This window comes from Siccirubricoccus phaeus (assembly GCF_008360935.1).
GTDB classification, from domain to species: domain Bacteria; phylum Pseudomonadota; class Alphaproteobacteria; order Acetobacterales; family Acetobacteraceae; genus Siccirubricoccus; species Siccirubricoccus phaeus.
The window spans coordinates 100,134-121,348 of record NZ_SRXO01000016.1 but is presented as its reverse complement, the minus strand read 5'-3'; the positions used below and the strand labels follow the sequence as shown (position 1 = coordinate 121,348).

The 21,215-nt window shown below is 71.5% G+C and carries 19 protein-coding genes; 14 read left to right on the top strand and 5 right to left on the bottom strand.

The window, feature by feature from the left end:
- Nucleotides 1-101 precede the first annotated feature (101 nt).
- Complete coding sequence (locus E5N76_RS20725; protein WP_149539228.1) at nucleotides 102-1,274, bottom strand: M20 aminoacylase family protein; 1,173 nt, start codon at nucleotides 1,272-1,274, stop codon at nucleotides 102-104.
- A gap of 66 nt (nucleotides 1,275-1,340) precedes the next feature.
- Here E5N76_RS20725 and glpK point away from each other — a divergent pair, with 66 nt between their 5' ends.
- From glpK to E5N76_RS20710, 3 genes are all read left to right on the top strand, one after another.
- Entirely contained in the window at nucleotides 1,341-2,906 is a 1,566-nt protein-coding gene (gene glpK / locus E5N76_RS20720) for a glycerol kinase GlpK (protein ID WP_149539227.1), read from the top strand.
- 91 nt (nucleotides 2,907-2,997) lie between these two features.
- A complete protein-coding gene (locus E5N76_RS20715; protein ID WP_149539226.1) occupies nucleotides 2,998-4,374 on the top strand; it encodes an acyclic terpene utilization AtuA family protein in 1,377 nt (458 codons plus the stop codon).
- Nucleotides 4,371-4,718, top strand: coding sequence for an AtuA-related protein (locus E5N76_RS20710; RefSeq protein ID WP_149539225.1), 348 nt, complete (start codon nucleotides 4,371-4,373; stop codon nucleotides 4,716-4,718). The genes E5N76_RS20715 and E5N76_RS20710 overlap by 4 nt, the downstream gene beginning before the upstream one ends.
- A 13-nt stretch (nucleotides 4,719-4,731) precedes the next feature.
- On the opposite strand, the gene E5N76_RS20705 is transcribed toward E5N76_RS20710, so the two are convergent.
- Together E5N76_RS20705 and E5N76_RS20700 are read right to left on the bottom strand one after the other, a co-directional pair.
- Nucleotides 4,732-5,664 (bottom strand): 3-hydroxyacyl-CoA dehydrogenase family protein, encoded by a 933-nt coding sequence (locus tag E5N76_RS20705; protein ID WP_149539224.1) that lies wholly within the window; start codon nucleotides 5,662-5,664, stop codon nucleotides 4,732-4,734.
- Between the two features lie 3 nt (nucleotides 5,665-5,667).
- Nucleotides 5,668-6,615: an SMP-30/gluconolactonase/LRE family protein gene (locus E5N76_RS20700; protein WP_149539223.1), complete on the bottom strand. Its 948-nt coding sequence runs from the start codon at nucleotides 6,613-6,615 to the stop codon at nucleotides 5,668-5,670.
- A gap of 182 nt (nucleotides 6,616-6,797) precedes the next feature.
- On the opposite strand from E5N76_RS20700, the gene E5N76_RS20695 reads away from it, so the two are divergent.
- The 7 genes from E5N76_RS20695 (at nucleotide 6,798) to rlmN (ending at nucleotide 14,602) form a co-directional block, all read left to right on the top strand.
- Nucleotides 6,798-8,513, top strand: a complete 1,716-nt coding sequence (locus E5N76_RS20695; protein ID WP_149539222.1) for an acyl-CoA dehydrogenase family protein — start codon at nucleotides 6,798-6,800, stop codon at nucleotides 8,511-8,513.
- 187 nt (nucleotides 8,514-8,700) lie between these two features.
- Nucleotides 8,701-9,855: a Gfo/Idh/MocA family protein gene (locus E5N76_RS20690; RefSeq protein ID WP_149539221.1), complete on the top strand. Its 1,155-nt coding sequence runs from the start codon at nucleotides 8,701-8,703 to the stop codon at nucleotides 9,853-9,855.
- 41 nt (nucleotides 9,856-9,896) lie between these two features.
- Complete coding sequence (locus E5N76_RS20685; protein WP_149539220.1) at nucleotides 9,897-11,054, top strand: dihydrodipicolinate synthase family protein; 1,158 nt, start codon at nucleotides 9,897-9,899, stop codon at nucleotides 11,052-11,054.
- 332 nt (nucleotides 11,055-11,386) lie between these two features.
- Nucleotides 11,387-12,214 carry a sugar phosphate isomerase/epimerase family protein gene (locus E5N76_RS20680; RefSeq protein ID WP_149539219.1) on the top strand — a complete coding sequence of 276 codons (828 nt, stop codon included), beginning with the start codon at nucleotides 11,387-11,389 and terminating at the stop codon, nucleotides 12,212-12,214.
- A 315-nt stretch (nucleotides 12,215-12,529) separates the two neighbouring features.
- Complete coding sequence (locus tag E5N76_RS20675; protein ID WP_149539218.1) at nucleotides 12,530-12,889, top strand: YunG family protein; 360 nt, start codon at nucleotides 12,530-12,532, stop codon at nucleotides 12,887-12,889.
- A 49-nt stretch (nucleotides 12,890-12,938) separates the two neighbouring features.
- Nucleotides 12,939-13,418 (top strand): hypothetical protein, encoded by a 480-nt coding sequence (locus tag E5N76_RS20670; protein ID WP_149539217.1) that lies wholly within the window; start codon nucleotides 12,939-12,941, stop codon nucleotides 13,416-13,418.
- Nucleotides 13,415-14,602, top strand: coding sequence for a 23S rRNA (adenine(2503)-C(2))-methyltransferase RlmN (gene rlmN / locus E5N76_RS20665; RefSeq protein WP_149539216.1), 1,188 nt, complete (start codon nucleotides 13,415-13,417; stop codon nucleotides 14,600-14,602). The genes E5N76_RS20670 and rlmN overlap by 4 nt, the downstream gene beginning before the upstream one ends.
- A 107-nt stretch (nucleotides 14,603-14,709) precedes the next feature.
- Here the strand turns inward: rlmN and E5N76_RS20660 are convergent, their stop codons facing one another.
- The gene (locus E5N76_RS20660) at nucleotides 14,710-15,690 is read right to left on the bottom strand and encodes a Bug family tripartite tricarboxylate transporter substrate binding protein (protein ID WP_149539215.1); all 981 of its coding nucleotides are present in this window, start codon (nucleotides 15,688-15,690) and stop codon (nucleotides 14,710-14,712) included.
- Nucleotides 15,691-15,812: 122 nt separating this feature from the next.
- Here E5N76_RS20660 and E5N76_RS20655 point away from each other — a divergent pair, with 122 nt between their 5' ends.
- Entirely contained in the window at nucleotides 15,813-16,109 is a 297-nt protein-coding gene (locus tag E5N76_RS20655; RefSeq protein WP_149539214.1) for a SemiSWEET family sugar transporter, read from the top strand.
- An 84-nt stretch (nucleotides 16,110-16,193) separates the two neighbouring features.
- Nucleotides 16,194-17,354, top strand: coding sequence for an MFS transporter (locus tag E5N76_RS20650; RefSeq protein WP_149539213.1), 1,161 nt, complete (start codon nucleotides 16,194-16,196; stop codon nucleotides 17,352-17,354).
- 258 nt (nucleotides 17,355-17,612) lie between these two features.
- Here E5N76_RS20650 and E5N76_RS20645 read toward each other — a convergent pair whose 3' ends face one another.
- Entirely contained in the window at nucleotides 17,613-18,785 is a 1,173-nt protein-coding gene (locus tag E5N76_RS20645) for a hypothetical protein (protein ID WP_207792052.1), read from the bottom strand.
- Between the two features lie 127 nt (nucleotides 18,786-18,912).
- Here E5N76_RS20645 and E5N76_RS20640 point away from each other — a divergent pair, with 127 nt between their 5' ends.
- Together E5N76_RS20640 and E5N76_RS20635 are read left to right on the top strand one after the other, a co-directional pair.
- Entirely contained in the window at nucleotides 18,913-20,148 is a 1,236-nt protein-coding gene (locus E5N76_RS20640) for an argininosuccinate synthase (protein WP_149539211.1), read from the top strand.
- A gap of 123 nt (nucleotides 20,149-20,271) precedes the next feature.
- Complete coding sequence (locus E5N76_RS20635) at nucleotides 20,272-21,066, top strand: ion channel (protein ID WP_149539210.1); 795 nt, start codon at nucleotides 20,272-20,274, stop codon at nucleotides 21,064-21,066.
- The last annotated feature ends 149 nt before the right edge of the window (nucleotides 21,067-21,215 follow it).

The following is a 21,215-nucleotide window of genomic DNA, read 5'->3' as shown; positions in this document are numbered from 1 at the left end:
CCATGGTTTCAGCCCCAACGGTTCAACCTGCCGACTCGCACGGGACCGGCAGACGTGCAGAGGGCGGAGCCCTCTGCTGGGGTTCGGGGGCGAAGCCCCCATCACCCCCGCGGCAGCTCCTGCTCCACCAGCGTCGCGAAGAAGCTCGCCCCGATCGGCAGCGCATCGTCGTTGAAATCATAGAGCGGATGATGCACCGGCACGCCGCCCTTCTCCGCGCCGCGCTGCCCGATCTTCACGAAGGCGCCCGGCCGTTCCAGCAGCATGTAGGAGAAATCCTCCGCCCCCATCACCGGCGGGCGCTGGCGCAGCACCCTGCTTTCGCCCAGCACCTTCCCGGCGGCCAGCGCCGCGCGCGCCGTCTCCGCCGCATGGTTCACCGTGGGCGGGTAGTTGCGGACGTATTTCACCTCCGCCACCGCCTCATGCGCCGCTGCGGTGCTTTGTGCCACCTGGGTGATCAGCTTCTCCATCAGGTCGCGCGTCGCCGACTGCAGCGTGCGGATGGAGCCTTTCAGCACCGCGCTCTCCGGAATGACGTTCACCGCGCTGCCGGCGTGGAAATTCGTCATGCTGATGACGGCGCTGTCCAGCGGGTCCGTCCGCCGCGCCACCACCGCCTGCAGCGCGACGACGATCTGCGCGCCGACCAGCACCGGGTCCACCGTGACATGCGGCCGCGCCGCATGGCCGCCGACGCCCCTCACCGTGATCTCCACCCGGTCGGAGGCCGCCAGGATCACCCCCGGCACGGCCGCTGCCTCGCCCAGCGGCAGGCTCGGGTCGTTGTGAATGCCGTAGACGCTGTCGCAGGGGAAGCGGGCGAACAGCCCTTCCTCCACCATCACCCGCGCCCCGCCGCCGCCTTCCTCCGCCGGCTGGAAGATGAACACCACGGTGCCGTCGAAATTGCGGGTCTCCGCCAGGTACTTCGCCGCGCCCAGCAAGGTTGCGGTATGCCCGTCATGGCCGCAGCCATGCATGCGGCCGGGAATGGTGGAGCGGTGGGCGAAGCCGTTCTGCTCCTCCATCGGCAGGCAGTCCATGTCGGCGCGCAGCCCGATGCTGCGGCCGCTCTCGCCGTTGCGCAGCACGCCGACCAGGCCGGTGGTGGCCAGGCCCCGATGCACCTCGATCCCCCAGCCCGCCAGCTTCGCGGCGACGATGTCGCTGGTGCGCTTCTCCTGGAAGCCCAGCTCCGGATGGCGGTGGAAATCCTGCCGCCATTCGGTCATCTCGGCGGTGAAATCGGCGATGCGGTTGAGGACGGGCATGCGGGGCTCCTTCGCCGCCAAGGGAAGCCCTGGGCGGGCGGCTTGTCGAGGGGATAGTCTCGCCGCATGGAAACGTCCCTGCTCGCCCTGGACCAGGGCACCACCTCCACCCGCGCCATCCTGTTCGACGCGGCGCTGCGGCCCCGCGCCACTGCGCAGCAGGAGCTGACGCAGCATTTCCCCAGCCCCGGCTGGGTGGAGCATGAGCCGGAGGAGATCTGGCAGACCGCCCTCGCCACCCTGCGCGGCGCCATGGCGGAGGCCGGCGCCCAGCCGCGCGACCTCGCCGGCATCGGCATCACCAACCAGCGGGAGACGGTGGTGCTGTGGGAAAGGGCCAGTGGCCGCCCCGTCCACCGCGCCATCGTCTGGCAGGACCGCCGCACCGCCGAAGCCTGCGCCGCCCTGCGCGAGGCGGGGCAGGAAGCGCTGATCGCCCGCCGCACCGGGCTGCTGGCGGACCCCTATTTCTCCGCCACCAAGCTGGCCTGGCTGCTGGAGAACGTGCCCGGCGCCCGCGCCCAGGCGGAGCGCGGGGAGCTGGCCTTCGGCACGGTGGACAGCTTCCTGCTGCACCGCCTGACCGGCGGCGCGGTGCATGCGACGGATGCGACCAATGCCGCCCGCACCCTGCTGTTCGACATCGTGAAGGGCGAATGGGACGCGGCGCTGCTGCGCCTGTTCAACATCCCCCGCGCCATCCTGCCGGAGGTGCGCGACTGCGCCGCGGAATTCGGCATGACGGCGCCGGAGATCCTCGGCGCGCCGGTGCCGGTGCGCGGCATGGCGGGCGACCAGCAGGCGGCGACCATGGGCCAGGCCTGCTTCGCCCCCGGCATGCTGAAATCCACCTACGGCACCGGCTGCTTCGCCCTGCTGAACACCGGGACGCTGCCGGTCTTCTCGCAGCACCGGCTGCTCACCACCATCGCCTGGCAGTTGGGCGGTGAGCGCTGCTATGCGCTGGAAGGCGCCATCTTCGTCGCCGGCGCGGCAGTGCAGTGGCTGCGCGACGGGCTCGGCCTCATCGCCAGCGCAGCCGAGACCGGGGAGCTGGCGCGGCACGCCGACCCGGCGCAGGCGGTGTATCTGGTGCCGGGCTTCGTCGGCCTCGGCGCGCCCTGGTGGGATGCGGAAGCGCGCGGCGCCATCTTCGGCCTGACCCGCGCCAGCGGCCGCGCGGAGCTGGCGCGGGCGGCGCTGGAATGCGTGGCGTTCCAGACCAAGGACCTGCTGGACGCGATGCGGGCGGATCTCGCCGGCGGGAGCGGCGCCGCCGGCGCCCCAAGGGCCGGCGTGGCGGCCCTGGGCGCCGGCGAGACCATCCTCCGCGTGGATGGCGGCATGGCGGCCAGCGACTGGACCATGCAATTCCTCGCCGACATCCTCGGCGCGCCGGTGGACCGCCCGACGGTGATGGAGACCACGGCGCTGGGCGCCGCCTGGCTGGCCGGGCTGCAAGCCGGGCTGTTCCCGCCGCCCGGCGCCGCCGGTGATGTCCCGCGCGCCTTCGGCGCGACCCATTGGCGGCTGGACCGGCGCTTTCAGCCGCATATGGCGCGGGAGGAAGCGGCCCGCCGCCATGCCGGCTGGCTGGATGCGGTGCGGCGGACGCGCAGCGGGGGCGGGTGAGGCCGGCGCATCGCCGCGCCCCTTGCGGCCCTGGCCGGCTTGCCCTGCACCGCATTGCCTTCGATGATGCGGCCATGGCGGAGGAAACGAGATGACCTTCCTGGTCGGCAATGGCGGCGGCTTTTCCGGCGACCGCGTGGATGCGCCCATTCCCGTCATGCGCAGCCTGGTGCGGCGCGGCCTGCCCGCGGCGATGTTCTTCGAGACGCTGGGGGAGCGCACCGTGGCCCTGGCGCAGCTCGAACGCCGCCGCGACCCGGAGCTGGGCTACGAGCCCATGCTGGAGCGGCTGCTGGCGCCGATCCTGGAAGACGGCTTCCGCCACCGCATCCCCATCCTCGGCAATTTCGGCGCCGCCAACCCGCCGGCCGCTGGGCGGCTGGTGGCGCGACTGGCCATGCGGCTCGGCCTGCCGGACCTCAGGATCGCCGTCGTCACCGGCGACGACGTGGCGGGCAGCGTGGCGCTCGATCAGCTTCCGGTGCATGAGGCCGATGACAGCCTCGACATGAAATCCGCCCGGCTGGTGGCGGCCAATGCCTATATCGGCGCGGAGCCGCTGGTGGAGGCGCTGCGCCAGGGCGCGGATGTGGTGGTCGCCGGCCGTACCTCGGACCCCGCGCTCGCCATCGCGCCGCTGGCGCACCATTTCGGCTGGCGCTTCGATGATTGGGCGAAGCTGGCGGTGGGCGCGGCCTGCGGCCATCTGCTGGAATGCGGCAGCCAGATCACCGGCGGCGTCTTCTGGGACCCCGGCTTCAAGGACATTCCGGACCCCGCCAATATCGGCTTCCCCATCGCCGAGGTCACCGCGGAAGGCGGCCTGCTCATCACCAAGCCGGAGGACACAGGCGGCATCGTCGATCTGCGCACGGTGAAGGAGCAGTTGCTGTACGAGCTGCACGACCCCTCGCGCTACATCACACCGGATGTGGTGCTGGACATCTCGGAGTGCTCGCTGGAGCAGGTGGGCAAGGACCGCGTCGCGGTGCACGGGCTGCGCGGCCATCCGCGCCCGGATACGCTGAAGGTGACGGCGAGCTTCGAGGGAAGCTGGCTGGGCGAGGGCGAGGTCTCCGTCGCCGGGCCGAATGCGCTGGCGCGCGCCAAGGCCACCGCCGAGGTACTGCTGCAGCGGATGCAATTGCGCGGCCTGCCGGTGCGCGCGCGCGTCGATCTCATCGGCGTTGCCAGCGTGCTGGACAGCGACGACGGCGCGCTGTGGCGCAGCTATGAAGGGCCGGAGCCGCCGGAGCTGCGCATCCGCCTGGCGGCGGAGGGCGCCGACCGCGACGCGGTGGACCAGGCGGCGCGGGAGGTGCTGGCGCTGCTCTGCTGCGGCACGGCGGGCACCGGCGGTGCCCGCTGGCGGCTGACGCCGCGCATCCTGACGCGCAGCTACCTGGTGCTGCGCGAGAGGGTGGCAACCAGCGTCGTCACCCGCACCGCCGGGGAGATGGTGGTATGAGCGAGACAGTCACGGTGCCGCTGCACGAGGTGGCGCATGCCCGGGCGGGGGACAAGGGCAACCGCAGCAACATCTCGCTGATGCCCTACGATCCTGCCATGTTCCCGCTGCTGGCGGAGCAGGTGACGGAGGCGCGGGTGCTGGCGCTGTTCCGCCATCGCGGCGCCACGCGCTGCACGCGCTACGACCTGCCGAAGCTCGCCGCCTTCAACTTCGTCATCGACGACGTGCTGGAAGGCGGCGTGAATGGCAGCCTCAACCTCGACGGCCATGGCAAGACGCAGAGCTTCCGCCTGCTCTCCCTGACCGTGACGGTGCCGAAGGCGGCGGTGCGGGGCGGGTAGCCCGCCCGCTCCCTCAGCCCTGCTCCCGCAGCAGCTTCAGCGTGGCCAGCAGCATCGCCTCGTAGCGGGCGCGGGCCGTGGCCTCTTCCTCCTTTGTCCAGCGCCAGAAGCCCTCGCCAGTCTTCGGCCCGTATTTGCCGGCCTCCACCAGCGCGGTCAGCGTCGGGCCCGGGCCAGGGCGGTTGCAGAGGCTGGGGTAGATCGTCGCCTGTGCCGCGAGCTGGGTTTCCAGCCCCGCCAACTCCTTCTGCAGGACCGGCCCCGCCCCCATCAGCCGCATGCCGAAGGTGAAGCGCACCGCCTTGTCCACATCCTCCGGGCTCGCCAGCCCCTCATCGAGGCAGTTGAAGGCTTCCCGCACCATGGCGTGCTGGATGCGGTTGGCGAGGAAGCCGGGCATGTCCCGCGCCACCCGGATCACCACCCGTCCCAGCTCTTCCATGATGCGCGCCAGCCGCTCCGCCACCTCCGGCGAGGTCGCCTCGCCGCGCACCACCTCCACCCCCGGCACCAGATGCGCCGGCAGGAAGAAATGCAGGTTCAGCATGCGCGCCGCCGTGGCGCAGCCGGCGGCGATGTCGGTGATGCGGAAGCCGGAGGCATTGCTCGCCACCGGGATGCCTTGCGGCACCAGCCGGTCGAGCTGGGCGAAGACCTCCCGCTTCAGGGCGAGCTTCTCCGGCACCGCCTCCACCACCGCCTCGGCCGTGGCGAAATCCACATCCTCCAGCCCTTCCTGCAGCGTGAGGCCGGCGAGCGCCTCCGGCGCCGCGCCGAGCTGGGAGAGGGAGAGGGCGACGCGCTCCCGCCGCGCCGGCCAGGCCTGGCGGGCCGGCTCCACCGCCGTCACCCGCCAGCCGCCGGCGAGGAAGATGGCGGCGATGTCGCAGCCCATCAGGCCGAAGCCGATGATGGCGGCGTGGCGCTGCGGCGCGGGCGCGGCCATCCCTCAGCCCCCCGCCACGCCCTGGGTGTTGACATAGAGCGCGTAGAGCGACTGCGCCGCCGACATGAACAGCCGGTTGCGCCAGCGGCCGCCGAAGCAGAGATTGGCGCAGCGCTCCGGCAGGTGGATGTGCCCGATATAGGCGCCGGCGCTGTTGATGATCCGCACGCCGTCATACTCCGGCGTCATGCCCCAGCCGCACCAGAGATTGCCGTCGATATCTACCCGGAACCCGTCCGGCGTCTCGCCCGGCCGGCATTCCACGAAGACGCGGCGCTTCGCCAGCTTCGTCCCGCCCACCACGTCATAGACCAGGATGTTGCGCGGGTCGCTGCGGCTTTCGATGACGTAGAGCAGGCTTTCGTCCGGGCTGAAGGCGAGGCCGTTCGGGTGGTTCACGTCGTCAGCGACGCAAGTGATCTCGCCGGTCTGGCCATCCACCCGATAGATGTTCGTATGCGGCAGCTCGGCCTCGGTCTTGATACCCTCGTAATAGGCGTAGGTGCCGAAGGGCGGGTCGGTGAACCAGATGCTGCCATCCGATTTGCACACCACGTCGTTCGGGCTGTTCAGCTTCTTGCCCTGGTAGCTGTCGGCCAGCACGGTGATGCTGCCATCGTATTCGAAGCGCACCACGCGCCGCCCGGCATGCTCGCAGGCGATGATGCGGCCCTGGCGGTCCCGCGTATGGCCGTTGGCGTTGTTGGAAGGCTTCCGCCATTCCGAGACGGTGCCGGTGGTCTCGTCCCATTTCAGGACGCGGTTGTTCGGGATGTCCGACCACAGCAGGCAGCGCGCATCGCCCAGCCAGACCGGCCCCTCCCCCCAGCGGGAGCCCTGCCACAGCCGCTCCACCGCGGACAGCGACACGTGATACTTCCTGAAGGACGGATCGAGGGCGACGATGGACGGGTCCGGGTAGCGCTCGCTTGGCTGCCAGCGTTCGGTCATGGCGGTCTCTCTCCCCCTTTGGTGGCGGCGCGATGGTGGCGCCGGCGGCGGCATCCCGGCAAGGGTGGCAGGGGCGGCGGGCGGCGTCCACGCCAGGGGCATTACGAATGGGCGAAGGCGGCGGGGCGACGCCGAAGGCGTGAGGCTGGCACCTTCCTGCCGATCGGGGGCATGCTGGGCGCATGGACACGCTGCCCCACCCCCTGCCCTCCCCCACTGGCTCCCCCGTTGGCGCCGCGGCCGTGCCGGATGCGCAAGGCCTCAATCTGTGGCGCGCCGATCCCTGGGGGCAGGCGCTGCTGCGGCTGTACCTGCCGGCCGACCTCGCTGCGCATCTCGCGCCGCATCTGGACCGCATGGGCGCGCTGGCGGGCGGCGAGCTGGACGCGCTGGCGGGTGAGGCGGACCGCAACCCGCCAGTGCTGCAGCCGCGCACGCGGCGCGGCGAGGACGCGCCGCACCGCATCGCCTATCACCCGGCCTACCGCGCCATGGAACGCATCGCCTTCGAGGAGTACGGGCTGGCGGCGATGTCGCATCGCGGCGGGGTGCTGGGCTGGCCTTCGCCCATGCCGCCGGCGGCGAAATACGCGCTGACCTACCTGTTCGTGCAGGCGGAATTCGGGCTGTGCTGTCCGCTCTCCATGACGGATGCGCTGGCGCGGACCTTGCGGCGCTTCGGCGACCCGGCGCTGGTCGCGCGCTATCTGCCGGCGCTGACGGCGACGGACCTGGACGCGCTGCGCCAGGGCGCGATGTTCATGACCGAGCAGGGCGCCGGCAGCGACATCGCCGCCACCGCCGTGCAGGCGGCGCCGAATGCCGATGGAAGCTGGTCGCTGACCGGCGACAAATGGTTCTGCTCCAACCCCGATGCCGGCATGGCCCTGGTGCTGGCCCGGCGGGAGGGCGGGGGGCCCGGGCTGCGCGGCGTCTCGCTCTTCCTGCTGCCGCGGGAGCGGCCGGACGGCACGCCGAACGCCTACCGGATCATCCGGCTGAAGGACAAGCTCGGCACGCGCAGCATGGCCTCGGGCGAGATTAGGCTGGAAGGCGCGACGGCCTTCCTGGTCGGGGCGCCGGAGGCCGGCTTCAAGCAGATGGCCGACATGGTCAATGCCTCCCGCCTCTCCAACGGCATGCGCGCGGCGGGGCTAATGCGGCGGGCGGTGACGGAGGCGGTGTTCATCGCGCGCCACCGCATCGCCTTCGGCAAGCGGCTGGTGGAGATGCCGCTGATGCGGCGGCAGCTTGCGAAGCTGATTCTGCCAGCGGAGCAGGCGCGCAGCATGATGTTCCAGGCGGCCGAGGCGATGCGCCGGAGCGATGCCGGCGAGGAGGGCGCCTATGCGCTGCTGCGCATCCTGACGCCGCTGCTGAAATTCCGCGCCTGCCGGGATGCGCGGCGCGTCACCGGCGATGCGATGGAGGTGCGCGGCGGCTGCGGCTATATCGAGGAATGGGCCGATCCGCGGCTGGTGCGGGACAGCCATCTCGGCAGCATCTGGGAAGGCACCAGCAACATCGTCGCGCTGGACGTGCTGCGGGCGGCGGAGCGGGAGGGCTCGCTGCCGGTGCTGCGGGCGCATTGCGCCGCGCTGCTGGGCAATGGCGCGGCGCTGCCGGAGGCGCTGCCGCTGTTCGACCGCGCCGCGGCGCTGGTGGAGGCGGCGCGCGGCAATCCGGCCCTGGCGCGGCAGGCGGCGAGCGCGCTGTACCACCTGACCAGCGCGGCGGCGATGGCCTGGGAAGCGGCGCGGCTGGAAGACCCGGCGCGGGCGGAGCTGGCGCGGCTGGTGCTGCGCCACCGCCTGCTGCCGAAGGACCCGCTGGCGGCGGAGGATGCGGCGGTGCCGGAAGCGGTCTTGGCGCGGGTGTTGACTCCGGGGGCCGGGTAGCCGTCTCGTGGCTTGAGGGGGAGCGCTGCTCCCCCTCAAACTCCCCCTGGACCCCTTGGGTTCGGAGCCGCCGGTCGAGACGCAGAACTCAAGGTTTCCAAAGGCCCTTCGGCCTTTGGCGGATGGGGTTGGGCGCATTGCGCCGAACGAGGGAGGCAGAGCCTCCCTCGACACCGGGAGGAAGCACATGGCGCAACGTCGCCTCGGCATCGTCATGAATGGCGTCACCGGCCGCATGGGCACCAACCAGCATCTGGTGCGCTCCATCGCCGCCATCCGCGCCGAGGGCGGGCTGCGCCTGGCCAATGGCGACCGGCTGATGCCCGATCCGGTATTGGTCGGCCGCAACCGGGAGAAGCTGGAGGCCCTGGCCCGCGCGCATGGCATCGAGCGGATTTCCACCGACCTCGATGCCTGCCTGCATGACCCGCGCGACGAGCTGTTCTTCGACGCCGCCACCACGCAGATGCGCGCCGGGCTGGTGGCCCGTGCCATCGCCGCCGGCAAGCACATCTATGTGGAGAAGCCCACCGCCGACAGGCTGGAGGATGCGCTGCGAATCGCCCGCCTGGCGAAGCAGGCCGGCATCAAGCATGGCGTGGTGCAGGACAAGCTGTTCCTCCCCGGGCTGCGCAAGCTGAAGATGGTGATCGAAAGCGGCTTCCTCGGCCGCATCTGCAGCGTGAAGGACGAATTCGGCTACTGGGTGTTCGAGGGCGATCTGCAGCCCGCCCAGCGGCCGAGCTGGAATTACAGGAAGGCCGAAGGCGGCGGCATCATCCTCGATATGCTCTGCCACTGGCGCTACGTGCTGGACAACCTCTTCGGCGAGGTGGAGGCGGTGAGCTGCCTCGGCGCCACGCATATCCCGACGCGCATCGGCGAGGATGGCCGGCCCTATGCGGCGGATGTGGATGATGCCGCCTATGCCACTTTCCAGCTCAAGGGTGGCGTGATTGCGCAGATCAATTCCTCCTGGGTCACGCGGGTGCGGCGGGATGACCTTGCCACCTTCCAGGTGGACGGCACCCATGGCAGCGCGGTGGCCGGCCTGCAGAAATGCTGGACGCAAAGCCGCGTGGCAACGCCGAAGCCGGTGTGGAACCCGGACATCCCGCAGCCCATCGATTTCTTCGCCGGCTGGCAGGAAGTGCCGAACACGGAGGACTACCCGAACGGCTTCCGCGCCCAGTGGGAGATGTTCCTGCGCTATCTGGCGGGCGAGGCGCCGGGCTTCCCCTGGGACCTCACCGCCGGCGCCAAGGGCGTGCAATTGGCGGAGGCCGGGCTGCGAAGCTGGCGGGAGCGCCGCTGGATCGACATCCCTGCGCTGGAGGTGTGACGCGGCACGATGAGACTCGCACCGCCAGGAGGGAGAACCCCATGCCCACGCTGAACCTGCCGACGCCAGAGGGGCTGACGCCCTTCACCACCGGCGCGCCGCGGGAATTCCCGCGGGCAACGCCGCCCTTCCCGCGCCTTGCCCTGGCCGCCGCGCATGTGGTGGCGGACCCGCTGGCGGAACAGGACCCCTGGCTGGATGCCAAGCCGGATTGGGACGCCACCATCGCCTACCGCCGCTACCTCTGGTCGCTCGGCCTGGGCGTGGCGGAGGCGATGGACACCGCCCAGCGCGGCATGGGGCTGGGCTGGACGGCGGCGCAGGAGCTGATCCGCCGCTCCCTCGACGCGGCGCAGGACATGCCCGGCGCGGTCATCGCCAGCGGCGCCGGCACGGACCATCTGGCGCCAGGCCCGGAGGTGACGGTGGACGACGTCATCCGTGCCTACGAAGAACAATGCGAGGCGGTGGAGCGGATGGGCGGCCGCATCATCCTGATGGCCTCCCGCGCGCTCGCCAGGGCGGCGCGCGGCCCGGCGGATTACGAGCGGGTCTATGGCCGCATCCTCTCCGGCGTGCGGCAGCCGGTCATCATCCACTGGCTGGGCGAGATGTTCGATCCGGCGCTCGACGGCTATTGGGGCCATGCCGACCACTACGCCGCCATGGAGACGGCGCTGGCCGTCATCGCCGCGCATGCGGCGAAGGTGGACGGGGTGAAGATCTCGCTGCTGGACAAGGAGAAGGAGATCGCGATGCGCCGCCGTCTCCCTCGCGGTGTCCGCATGTACACCGGCGACGATTTCAATTACGCGGAGCTGATCGCCGGCGATGCCGAGGGGCATTCCGATGCGCTGCTCGGCATCTTCGATCCCATCGCGCCGGCGGTGGGCGGGGCGTTGGCGGCACTCTCGCGCGACGACCTCTCGACCTTCCACGACATCCTGGCGCCGACCGTGCCGCTCAGCCGGCACATCTTCCGGGCGCCGACGCGCTTCTACAAGACGGGGGTGGTGTTCATGGCCTGGCTGAACGGACATCAGGAGCATTTCGTCATGGTGGGCGGGCAGCAATCCGCCCGTTCCCTACAGCATTTCGCCGCGCTGTTCCGCCTGGCGGATGCGGCGGGGCTGCTGCGGGACCCGGACCTCGCCGCGGCGCGGATGCGCAGGCTGCTGGCCGTGCATGGTGTGGCATGACGGCATCCGATCGCCGGAGGGCGGAGGCGGAGCCGAGCACCGGAGGCGTGAAGCGGATGCCCGAACATAACCCATCCGATCGCCGGAGGGCGGAGGCGGAGCCGAGCACCGGAGGCGTGAAGCGGATGCCCGAACATAACCCGTCCGATCGCCGGAGGGCGGAGGCGGCGCCGAGCACCGGAGGCGTGAAGCGGCTGCCCGAACATGACCCATCCGATCGCCGGAGGGCGGAGGCGGTGCCGAGCACCGGAGGCGTGAAGCGGATGCCCGAACATGACCCATCCGATCGCCGGAGGGCGGAGGCGGAGCCGAGCACCGGAGGCGTGAATCGGATGCCCGAATACCGTGCGCCCGGCCCTCTCTCCCTCAACACCGTGACGGTGCGGGACCGCTGGACCCTGGCGCAATGCATCGAAGGCTGCGCCCGGCACGGCATCCCCGGCATCTCGCCCTGGCGGGACAAGGTGGCGGAGCTTGGCCTGCAGCAGGCGGCGCGGCAGATCCGCGATGCCGGCCTCTTCGTCTCCGGCCTCTGCCGCGCCGGCATGTTCCCGGCGGCGGATGCGGCAGGGCGCCGCGCCGCCATCGAGGAGAATCTGCGTGCCATCGAGGAAGCGCATGCGCTTGGCGCGCGCTGCCTGGTCACGCTCGGCGGCGGGCTGCCGCCGGGCAGCAAGGATCTACCCGGGGCGCGGGCCATGTTCCATGACGGGCTGGCAGAGGTCCTGCCCGCGGCCCGTGCCGCCGGCGTGACCCTGGCGCTGGAGCCGCTGCATCCGATGACCTGCGCCGATCGGTCGGTGCTCACGACGCTCGCCCAGGCGCTCGATCTCTGCGACGAATTCGGCGAGGGCACCGGCATCGCCCTCGATGTCTATCACGTGTGGTGGGACCCGGATCTGCCGCGGCAGGTCGCGCGCGCCGCGGGCCGCATCGCCGCCTTCCATGTCTGCGACTGGCTGGTGCCGACAAGGGATACCGCGCTCGACCGCGGCATGCCGGGCGATGGCGTCATCGACATCCCGGCCATCCGCGCCATGGCGGAAGCGGCCGGGCATGACGGGAGCTGCGAGATGGAAATCCTCTCGACGCGCTGGTGGCAGGAGGATCCGGAGCAGGTGCTGCGCCTGGCGAAGGAACGCCACGCGAGTTCGTGTTGAGGCGCCCCGCCCCTCCGTCCGCCATCTCCGCCAGCGCCGGCAGCAGGAAGGGCCGCAGCGCGGCGTATCCTCGCGCATCGGGAAATGGCCGAGGCCGGGCATGATCACCGCCTTGGCGCCGGGAATGGCGGTGGCCATCGCCTGCGTAGCCTGCGGCCGGCAGGAATGGTCGCATTCGCCGGGCAGCGGCGTCGCCGGGCAGCGCACCGTGTCGATCCGCGCCGGTCCTTGACTCGACATCGGCCCCACGGCCTGAGATTGCGGCGCGCCCGGACGCGACAGCGTCCTTTCGGCGGAAGATGCAGGAGAGGCAAGATGGCAGAAGGGTTCAACGCAACGGCCGTGCTCGCCCGCCTGCATCGCGCCTGGTCGCCCGCCACCAGCAGCAAATGGCGGCCGGACGCCCCCGCCCTCGGCCAATGCTCCGTCACCGCCCTGCTGCTGCAGGACCGCTTCGGCGGCGAGATCCTGCAAACCCCCACCCGATGGGGCCCGCATTTCTACAACCGGATCGAAGGCGCCCGGGTGGATCTCACCGCCGCCCAATTCGCCACCCTGGGCGCCGCGCCACCCCCCTATCTGGACCAGCCCGCCAGCCGGGCCGAGGCCCTGGCGGATACCAGCCCGGCGCAATACGCCGCCCTCCGCCGCGCCTGGGATGCGGCAGGGGAATGAAACGCACCTGCGGTTGCCCCGGGGGGTCGCCGCTCGTATCTAGCGCCACATGCGCCCATCCCGCCTTGCCCCGCTCGCCCTGATGCTGCTGCTGCCCTCCATCGGCCAGGCTCAGCCGGCCCAGCCGCGCCGGCTGGGGGATTTCAACGCCTGGACCGCCGCCGCCCTCGGCCAGGGGGCGCAGAAGATCTGCTACGCCTTCGCCCGCGCCGGCCGCCCAGGGGGCCAACAAGGGCCGATGCTGACCGTCACCCACCGCCATGGCTCGCGCGACGAGGTGACGATCAATGGCGGCCCCGCCTACCCCCGCAACGCCCCGGATCTGCGGGTGACGGTCGGCGCCACCGCGCTGGATTTCTACACCGCGGAGCGCACCGCCGCGGCCCGCGACGGCGCCGCCGCGGTGCGCGCCTTCCGCAACGGGCGGGAAGCGGTGGCGAAGGGCCCCGGCCCCGGCGCCACCTTCCCCCTCTCCGGCTTCAGCGCGGCCTATGACGCCATTTCCCGCGAATGCCCGGCCGGCCGATGAGCGCCATTCCTCCCCCTCCCCCCGCCGGGCTGAGCAGCGCCGAGCGCGACCGGATCCTGGCGAAATCCGCCCTGTTCAACCCGCCGCCCCCGGTGCTGACGGACGGCAGGCGGGAGCTGGTCGGCCTCTCGCGCGAGGAGCTGGCGGCGGAGATGCTGGCGATGGGCGAGAAGCCCTTCCGCGCCAAGCAGCTCTGGCACTGGATCTACCACCAGGGCGTGACCGATTTCGCCGCCATGTCCTCCATCGCCGCGCCGATGCGGGCGAGGCTGGCGGAGCGCTTCGTCATCGGCCGGCCGGAGGTGGCGCTGGCCCAGACCAGCAAGGACGAGACGCGGAAATGGCTCTTCCGCTGGCGCGACGGCCAACAGGTGGAAACCGTGTACATCCCGGACCCGGAGGAAGACCGCGGCGCCGTCTGCATCAGCACCCAGGTGGGCTGCACCCTCTCCTGCCGCTTCTGCCATACCGGCACCCAGAAGCTGGTGCGCAACCTGGGCGCGGCGGAGATCGTCGGGCAATTCATCGCGGCGCGGGACGCCTATGGCGAATGGCCGAGCCCGAAGGACGACGTGCCGCGGCGGCTGTCCACCATCGTCGTCATGGGCATGGGCGAGCCGCTGTATAACTACGAGAACACGGCGAAGGCGCTGCGGATCATCATGGATGCGGAGGGCATCGGCCTGTCCCGCCGCCGCATTACCCTCTCCACCTCCGGCGTGGTGCCGATGATGGATCGCTGCGGGCAGGAGCTGGGGGTGAACCTCGCCGTCTCCCTGCACGCCGTGACGGATGCGCTGCGCGACGAGATCGTGCCGCTGAACCGCAAATACCCGATCGCCGAGCTGCTGGCCGCCTGCCGCCGCTACCCCGGCGCCAGCAATGCCCGCCGCATCACCTTCGAATACGTCATGCTGCGCGGGGTCAACGACAGCGAGGCGGAGGCGCGGGAGCTGGTGCGGCTGCTGCGCGGGTTGCCGGCGAAGGTGAACCTCATCCCCTTCAACCCCTGGCCGGGCAGCCCCTACCAGACCAGCACGCATGAGCAGACGGCGAAATTCGCCGCGGTGCTGAACGAGGCGGGGTATTCCAGCCCGATCCGCCGGCCCCGCGGGCGGGACATCCTGGCGGCCTGCGGGCAGTTGAAGACGGAGGGGGAGAGGCTGCGGCGCGCCGCCGGCTGACCGGCGCTTCGGGGAGGCGCGGCCCATGGCCCCCCCTCGAGCACCGGGCGCGCTGCGCCCGATCCCGCCAAGGCCGAAGGGCCTTCGGCACTCCTGAGCCGGTCCGCCTACTCCGCCGTCGCCCCGCTCTCCCGCACCACCCGCGTCCACAGCTCCACCTCGCTGGCCAGGTACGCCGCGTAATCCGCCGGGCTGCCGCCCGTCGGCCTTGCCCCCTGCTGCGCCAGCTTGGCCCGCACATCCGGGTCGGCCAGCGCCGCGTTCACCGCCGCATTCACCCGCGCCACCGCCGCCGGCGGCGTGCCCGCCGGCGCCATGATCCCTTGCCAGGCGCCGAGGTCGAAGCCCGGCGGCGTCAGCCCCGCCTCCGCCATGCTCGGCACCTCCGGCAACAGCGGCGAGCGCTCCGCGCTGCTCACCGCGATCGCCCGCACCCGGTTGTCCTGCACCACCGGCAGCGCCGTCACCAGCGTGTCGCTGGTGAATTGCACATTGCCCGCCGCGGTATCCGTCAGCGCCGCCGCGGTGCCGCGATAGGGCACATGCACCGCCTCCGCCCCGATATGCCGCAGCACCAGGAAGGTGACGAGGTGGGAGATGTTGCCGATGCCCCCCGAGGAGTACGAAAGCTTCCCGCCGCTCCCCTTCACCCAGGCGACGAAGCCGGCCGGGTCGCGCGGCGGCGTCGCCGGGTTCACCACCAGCACCAGGGGGGAGGCGGCGGTCAGCGCCACGGGCGCCAGGTCCTTCAGCACGTCATAGGAGAGCCGCCGGTACAGCGCGCGGGAGATGGCGATGGAGGAGGTGTTGTAGAGCAGCGTATGGCCATCCGCCTCGGACTTCGCCACCGCCTCGGCGGCGATGTTGCCGTTGGCGCCGCCGCGGTTCTCCACCACCACCGGCTGCCCCAGCTCCCGCCCCATGCGCTCGGCCAGGATGCGCGCCACGACGTCGGTCGGACCGCCGGGCGGGAAGGCCACCACCAGGCGCAGCGGCCGGCCGGGAAAGCCCTGGGCCTGCACCCGGGGCGCAAGCAGCCCCGGCGCGGCGAGCAGCCCCGCCAGGCCAAGGGTGCGGCGATGCAGCATGACGTGGTCCTTCCCCGATGAGTCGGCGCCAGCACGGCGGAGCCAGGCCGCCTTGTCAATCCGCCGCGGAACCGCGCGGCGGCGGCGCGGTTGCCGGCAGGGCAGGCAAAGGAGGCGAGGGCATGGATGCGGCGACGCTGATCGGTGGGGCCGCCAGCCTCGCCTCCATCACCAGCTTCATCCCGCAGGCCTGGAAGGTCATCCGCAGCCGCGACACGCGGGCGATCTCGGCCGGCATGTATGCGGTGACGGCGGCCGGATTCACGCTCTGGATCACCTATGGCCTGCTGCTCGGCGCCCTGCCGGTCATCCTCAGCAACTCGGCCTGCCTCGTGCTCTCCCTCTTCATCCTGGTGATGAAGCTGCTGCCGCGGCGCGGCAAGCAGGCGGTGGCGGAGGCGCTGGACCCCGGCGGCTGAACGCGGCGCCGCGCGGCCGGGAGGCGCCATGCCGTTGCGCTGCCGCTTGACGCCCCCGGGCGCAGTTGCGCCAATGCCGCTTACATGCCTCCCGCACTTCCCATCGCGCTCTTCGCGCTCGCCGGATTCACCACGGGCGCCGGCATGCGGATGCTGGATCCGCTGCTTCCCCTGCTCGCCGCCGATTTCGGCATCACCGTGCCGATGGCAGCCCCCGTGGTCGCCGCTTTCGTCATCGCCTATGGCCTGGTGCAGCTTGCCGCCGGGCCGCTCGGCGACCGGCTGGGCAAGCCGCGCATCGCCGCCATCGCGCTGCTGCTCTATGGCGGCACGCTCATCCTCAGCGCCCAGGCCGGCTCGCTCGGGGAGCTGATCGTCTGGCGCGCCCTCTCCGGGCTCTGGGCCGGGGCGGTGATCCCGCTGCTCATGGCGCATCTCGGCGACGTCGTGCCCTATGCGGAGCGGCAGGGGGCGCTGGCGCGCTTCTCCACCGGCATGGTGATGGCGCAGATGCTCTCCGGCCCGATCGCCGGCATCATCGCCTCGCTGCTCGGCTGGCGGGTGCCGGTCGCCCTGCTCGGCCTCGTCGCCTTCGCCGTGGTGGCGGCGCTGAGCTGGCGGCTGGGCGGCCGGCTGTGGCGTGTGGCGGCGCGGCCGGCGGCGACGCCGGGCTATGCCGCGCTGCTCCGCCGCCCCTCCGGCCGCTGGCTGCTGGCCACCGCCTTCCTCGACGGGTTCTGGCTGTTCGGTGGCGCCTTTCCCTTCGTCGGCAGCTTCCTGGTGGAAGGCTTCGGCCGCAGCATCGCGGAGGCCGGGCTGCTGGTCGCGGGCTTCGGGGCCGGCGCCTTCCTGTACACGCGGCTGGCGAAGCGGCTGGTGGCGCGCTTCGGGGAGAGCGGGCTGCTGATGATCGGCGGCTGCGGCCTGACCTGCGGGCTGGTGCTGCTGGCCCTGGCACAGAGCTGGTGGATGGTGGGGCTGGTGCAGCTTCTGCTGGGGCTGGTGTTCTACACCTTCCACGGCGTGCTGCTGACCATGGCGACGGAGGCGCTGCCGGAGGCGCGCGGCACGGCGATGTCGGCCTTCGCCATGGCGCTGTTCTTCGGCCAGGGGGCGGGGTCGCTGGCCTTCGGGCTGGGGCTGTTCCTGCTGGACTATCGCGGCAGCTTCGCCCTGGCGGCGGCGGGGGCGCTGGGGCTGACGCTGTGGGCGAGGCGGGGGATGCGGCGGGAGGCAGTGTCGTAGAGGGGCTCCGCCTCCCGCCAGGGGGGCTTGCCCCTGGGGCGCGAAGTGAGAGAAGGACATAGGGAAAGCGGCGAGAAAGATCGGGAGCGTTGCCCCCGAACCCCCACCGGGGAGGGTACCCCTCCCCGGACCCCGGTGTGAGTCTTCAGACCCGACGTCCGAGTCATCCGGCGATTCCGCCGAGCTTGAAAATGCTCCAGGTCTTTGTCAGGGAGCAAATTACGCCGATCAGGTGATTCCACCTGATCGGAGTTTGCTCTAGCGGGTCCGGGGGGAGGCCTTCATCGCGGCCGGGGTCGGCAGCATGCCGCCAACGGCCATGGCCCCTGCCAGAGGGGCGCTGCCGGCAACGAGCCTGTCCGCCGCCTCCTCGCAGCCGGGCCCGCCTTCGACGAATTCCAGCAGGCACTCCCCATAGCGCTGGGTGAAGCCCGCCTCCGCCCCGCCGCCATGACCGCTCAACCCGGCCGGCCGGTCGAGGAAGAGCAGCGCCTCGGTCCGCGCCGCCAGGCCGCGCAGGATGGCGGCGCGGCCGGCGGGGTCCGGGTCGAACTCATCCCCGGCGAAGGTCACCACCGCCACGCGCGCCGCCGGGCTGCGCGCCGTCGCCACCACCCGGCGGAGATCCTGCAGCGCCCAGGCCCAGGCCGGGCTGCCGCGCGCCCCATGCGCCGCCGGCGCCACCGCCACCACGGCATCGGCCAGCCCGGGCTCGGACAGCGCCTGCAACGCATTCCAGCCGCCACGGGATTGGCCGGCGGCGACCAGCCTCGTGTAGCCGCGCTTCCGCAACTCCCGCAGCGCGGCGCGCAGCCAGCCGGCGGCCGTGTCGGTCTCGTCCGTCATCGGGTCGCGGTCGAAGCGGAACACGTCCCAGCCGGCATTGTTGAAGACCCGGACATGCGGCTGCGGCTGGCTGCCGCGGCTGTCTTGCCCGCCGGCGGCGCGGCCATGCGCCCAGACATAGGCGCCATGGGCCCGCCCCGGCCCTCGCCAGAGGAAGCGGGCATCCGGCAGCAGGGTCCAGCCGGGGCCGGCGGCGAAGACCTCCCCGGGCGGGGTGCCGGGCGCGCGGACATCGCCGTTCCAGACCACCGCCAGGTCCCTGGCATAGATCCTGCATTCCTTCCCGCCCCATTGCGCGCAGATTTGCAGGGCGCGCGCCTCGGTCGCCGCCATATCGGGTTGCGCCGCGGCCCAGCCCCAGCTTCCATCCGGGGCCAGGGCGAAGGCGCGGGGGGTTGCCTGCTGCAGGAAGCGGCGGTAGCCGACACGGCCCTCCGCGGCCAGATGCGGCACCGCCTCGGCGTCCAGCACCGCCGGCGGTGCCTCCGCCCGGGCCGGCCGCAAGGAGAAGGCGGCCAGCAGGGTACCGAGCAGGGCCAGCCCTATCAACCTACGGATGCCGAAGATTTGTATTCGGTATGCCATAGATTTGATGAAACCCGAAGCCGCCGCCCCTTGCAAGCGGAACCATCGCACCCGCCGCCGCTTGCCCCGGCCTGGCCCCGGCGCCATGGTGCGGCCCGGACCAGCCAGGCAATCAAAGGCCCAGACGATGCGCGTGAAGGATGTGAAGAAGGTGGTGCTCGCCTATTCCGGGGGGCTCGACACCAGCGTCATCCTGAAATGGTTGCAGACCACCTACGCTTGCGAGGTGGTCACCTTCACCGCCGATCTCGGCCAGGGCGAGGAACTCGGCCCGGCCCGCGACAAGGCCCTGCTGCTCGGCATCAGGCCCGAGAACATCTTCATTCGTGACCTGCGGGAGGAATTCGTCCGGGACTTCGTCTTCCCGATGTTCCGGATGAATGCCCTTTACGAGGGCCAGTACCTGCTCGGCACTTCCATCGCCCGCCCGCTGATTGCGCAGGAACAGATCCGGATTGCCGAGGAAGTGGGCGCCGACGCCGTCGCCCATGGCGCCACCGGCAAGGGCAACGACCAGGTCCGCTTCGAGATCGGCTACTACGCGCTGAAGCCGGATGTGAAGGTCATCGCCCCCTGGCGGGAATGGGAGCTGACGAGCCGGACGAAGCTCCTGGAATTCGCCGAGGCCAACCAGATCCCGATCGCCAAGGACAAGCGTGGCGAGGCGCCCTTCTCCGTGGACGCCAACCTGCTGCACAGCAGCAGCGAGGGGAAGATCCTGGAGGAGCCCTGGGACGCGCCGGACGAGATGGTCTGGCAGCGCACCATCAGCCCGATGGACGCGCCGGACACCCCGACCGAGATCACCATGGAATTCGAGCGCGGCGACGCCGTCGGCATCAACGGCAAGCGCCTTTCCCCGGCCGCCCTGCTCACCGAGCTGAACGCGCTGGGCAAGGCGAACGGCATCGGCCGCCTCGATCTGGTGGAGAACCGCTTCGTCGGCATGAAGTCCCGCGGCTGCTACGAAACCCCCGGCGGCACCATCCTCCACCAGGCGCACCGCGCCATCGAATCCATCACCCTGGACCGCGAGGCGGCGCATCTGAAGGACTCGCTGATGCCCCGCTATGCGGAGCTGGTCTATAACGGCTTCTGGTTCAGCCCGGAGCGCCGGATGCTGCAGGCCATGGCCGACGAGAGCCAGCGGAGCGTGACCGGCACGGTGCGCATGAAGCTCTACAAGGGCAATGTCATCGTCACCGGCCGGAAGTCGCCCAACAGCCTCTACTCCATGAAGCACGTGACCTTCGAGGAGGATCAGGGCGCCTATGACCAGTTCGATGCCCAGGGCTTCATCAAGCTGAACGCGCTGCGGCTGCGCCTCGGCGCCATGGCGGGGCGGAAGGGCGGCGCGCTGTAGCGCCGCCGGCGCCCCGCATCGCGGCCGCTTGAGGCGCGGCCGCCGGCATGCTCAATACGGCGGGCGACCGACGGGCGGGGCGTGATGCTGGGACGGAGACGAGCGCACCGCACGCCCGGCGCCATGCCGGCCGCCTCCCCCCGCCGGCATAGCTGGCGGGTGAGGCTGCGGCATCTGTATGAGGCGATGACGCCGGAGGCGAAGCGCTTCCGCTACGGGCTGCTGGCGCTCGATGCCGCCAGCCTCGGCTGGATCGTCGCCGCCTCCTTCCAGCCGCGCACGCCGATGGTGCTGGCGGGCGATGTCGCGCTCGGCCTGGTGCTGCTCGGGGAATTCGGGCTGCGCCTTGCCGCCAATGGCAGGCCGGTGCGGGCGTTGCTGCGGCCGCTGGCGGTGGCGGATCTGGTCGCCATCCTTTCCCTGCTGCTGGCGCCGCTGCTCAGCGGCGCGCTCGGCTTCCTCCGCGTGCTCCGCACCTTGCGGCTGCTGCATTCGGTGCGGCTGATCGCCTCGCTGCGTTCCGACCTGCCCTTCTTCCGCAGGAATGAGGAGGCGGCGCTCGCCGCCACGCAGCTCGGCGTCTTCCTCTTCGTCATGACCGGCGTGGTGTTCGAGACGCAGCACCGCAGCAACCCGGCCATCACCAATTACGCCGACGCGCTCTACTTCACCGTCACCACCCTGACGACGACGGGCTTCGGCGACATCACCCTGCCGGGCACCACCGGGCGGCTGCTCTCCGCCGTCATCATGCTGGCCGGGGTCACGCTGTTCCTGCGCCTGGCGCAGACGCTGTTCCGGCCGGCGAAGGTGCGCTTCCCCTGCCCGTCCTGTGGCCTCACGCGGCATGAGCCGGATGCGGTGCACTGCAAGGCCTGCGGCACGATGCTGCAGATCCCCGACGAGGGCGAAGGCTGAAAAACGGGGGCTACCGCTGGCGGCAGCGCCGCCACCCCCGCCGGAGCGGACCTCGCTGCGAGTCCGCAGGTCGAACCGCAAGACTCAGACCGGGGTCCGGGGGGTGGTCCACCCCCCGGCGGGGGTGCAGGGGGCAGCGCCCCCTGCCG

What these genes read in the sequence shown, in the direction of transcription:
- E5N76_RS20725 (WP_149539228.1), bottom strand. Translation starts at nt 1,274, where the DNA reads ATGCCCGTCCTCAACCGCATCGCCGATTTCACCGCCGAGATGACCGAA.
- glpK (WP_149539227.1), top strand. Translation starts at nt 1,341, where the DNA reads ATGGAAACGTCCCTGCTCGCCCTGGACCAGGGCACCACCTCCACCCGC.
- E5N76_RS20715 (WP_149539226.1), top strand. Translation starts at nt 2,998, where the DNA reads ATGACCTTCCTGGTCGGCAATGGCGGCGGCTTTTCCGGCGACCGCGTG.
- E5N76_RS20710 (WP_149539225.1), top strand. Translation starts at nt 4,371, where the DNA reads ATGAGCGAGACAGTCACGGTGCCGCTGCACGAGGTGGCGCATGCCCGG.
- E5N76_RS20705 (WP_149539224.1), bottom strand. Translation starts at nt 5,664, where the DNA reads ATGGCCGCGCCCGCGCCGCAGCGCCACGCCGCCATCATCGGCTTCGGC.
- E5N76_RS20700 (WP_149539223.1), bottom strand. Translation starts at nt 6,615, where the DNA reads ATGACCGAACGCTGGCAGCCAAGCGAGCGCTACCCGGACCCGTCCATC.
- E5N76_RS20695 (WP_149539222.1), top strand. Translation starts at nt 6,798, where the DNA reads ATGGACACGCTGCCCCACCCCCTGCCCTCCCCCACTGGCTCCCCCGTT.
- E5N76_RS20690 (WP_149539221.1), top strand. Translation starts at nt 8,701, where the DNA reads ATGGCGCAACGTCGCCTCGGCATCGTCATGAATGGCGTCACCGGCCGC.
- E5N76_RS20685 (WP_149539220.1), top strand. Translation starts at nt 9,897, where the DNA reads ATGCCCACGCTGAACCTGCCGACGCCAGAGGGGCTGACGCCCTTCACC.
- E5N76_RS20680 (WP_149539219.1), top strand. Translation starts at nt 11,387, where the DNA reads ATGCCCGAATACCGTGCGCCCGGCCCTCTCTCCCTCAACACCGTGACG.
- E5N76_RS20675 (WP_149539218.1), top strand. Translation starts at nt 12,530, where the DNA reads ATGGCAGAAGGGTTCAACGCAACGGCCGTGCTCGCCCGCCTGCATCGC.
- E5N76_RS20670 (WP_149539217.1), top strand. Translation starts at nt 12,939, where the DNA reads ATGCGCCCATCCCGCCTTGCCCCGCTCGCCCTGATGCTGCTGCTGCCC.
- rlmN (WP_149539216.1), top strand. Translation starts at nt 13,415, where the DNA reads ATGAGCGCCATTCCTCCCCCTCCCCCCGCCGGGCTGAGCAGCGCCGAG.
- E5N76_RS20660 (WP_149539215.1), bottom strand. Translation starts at nt 15,690, where the DNA reads ATGCTGCATCGCCGCACCCTTGGCCTGGCGGGGCTGCTCGCCGCGCCG.
- E5N76_RS20655 (WP_149539214.1), top strand. Translation starts at nt 15,813, where the DNA reads ATGGATGCGGCGACGCTGATCGGTGGGGCCGCCAGCCTCGCCTCCATC.
- E5N76_RS20650 (WP_149539213.1), top strand. Translation starts at nt 16,194, where the DNA reads ATGCCTCCCGCACTTCCCATCGCGCTCTTCGCGCTCGCCGGATTCACC.
- E5N76_RS20645 (WP_207792052.1), bottom strand. Translation starts at nt 18,785, where the DNA reads ATGGCATACCGAATACAAATCTTCGGCATCCGTAGGTTGATAGGGCTG.
- E5N76_RS20640 (WP_149539211.1), top strand. Translation starts at nt 18,913, where the DNA reads ATGCGCGTGAAGGATGTGAAGAAGGTGGTGCTCGCCTATTCCGGGGGG.
- E5N76_RS20635 (WP_149539210.1), top strand. Translation starts at nt 20,272, where the DNA reads ATGCCGGCCGCCTCCCCCCGCCGGCATAGCTGGCGGGTGAGGCTGCGG.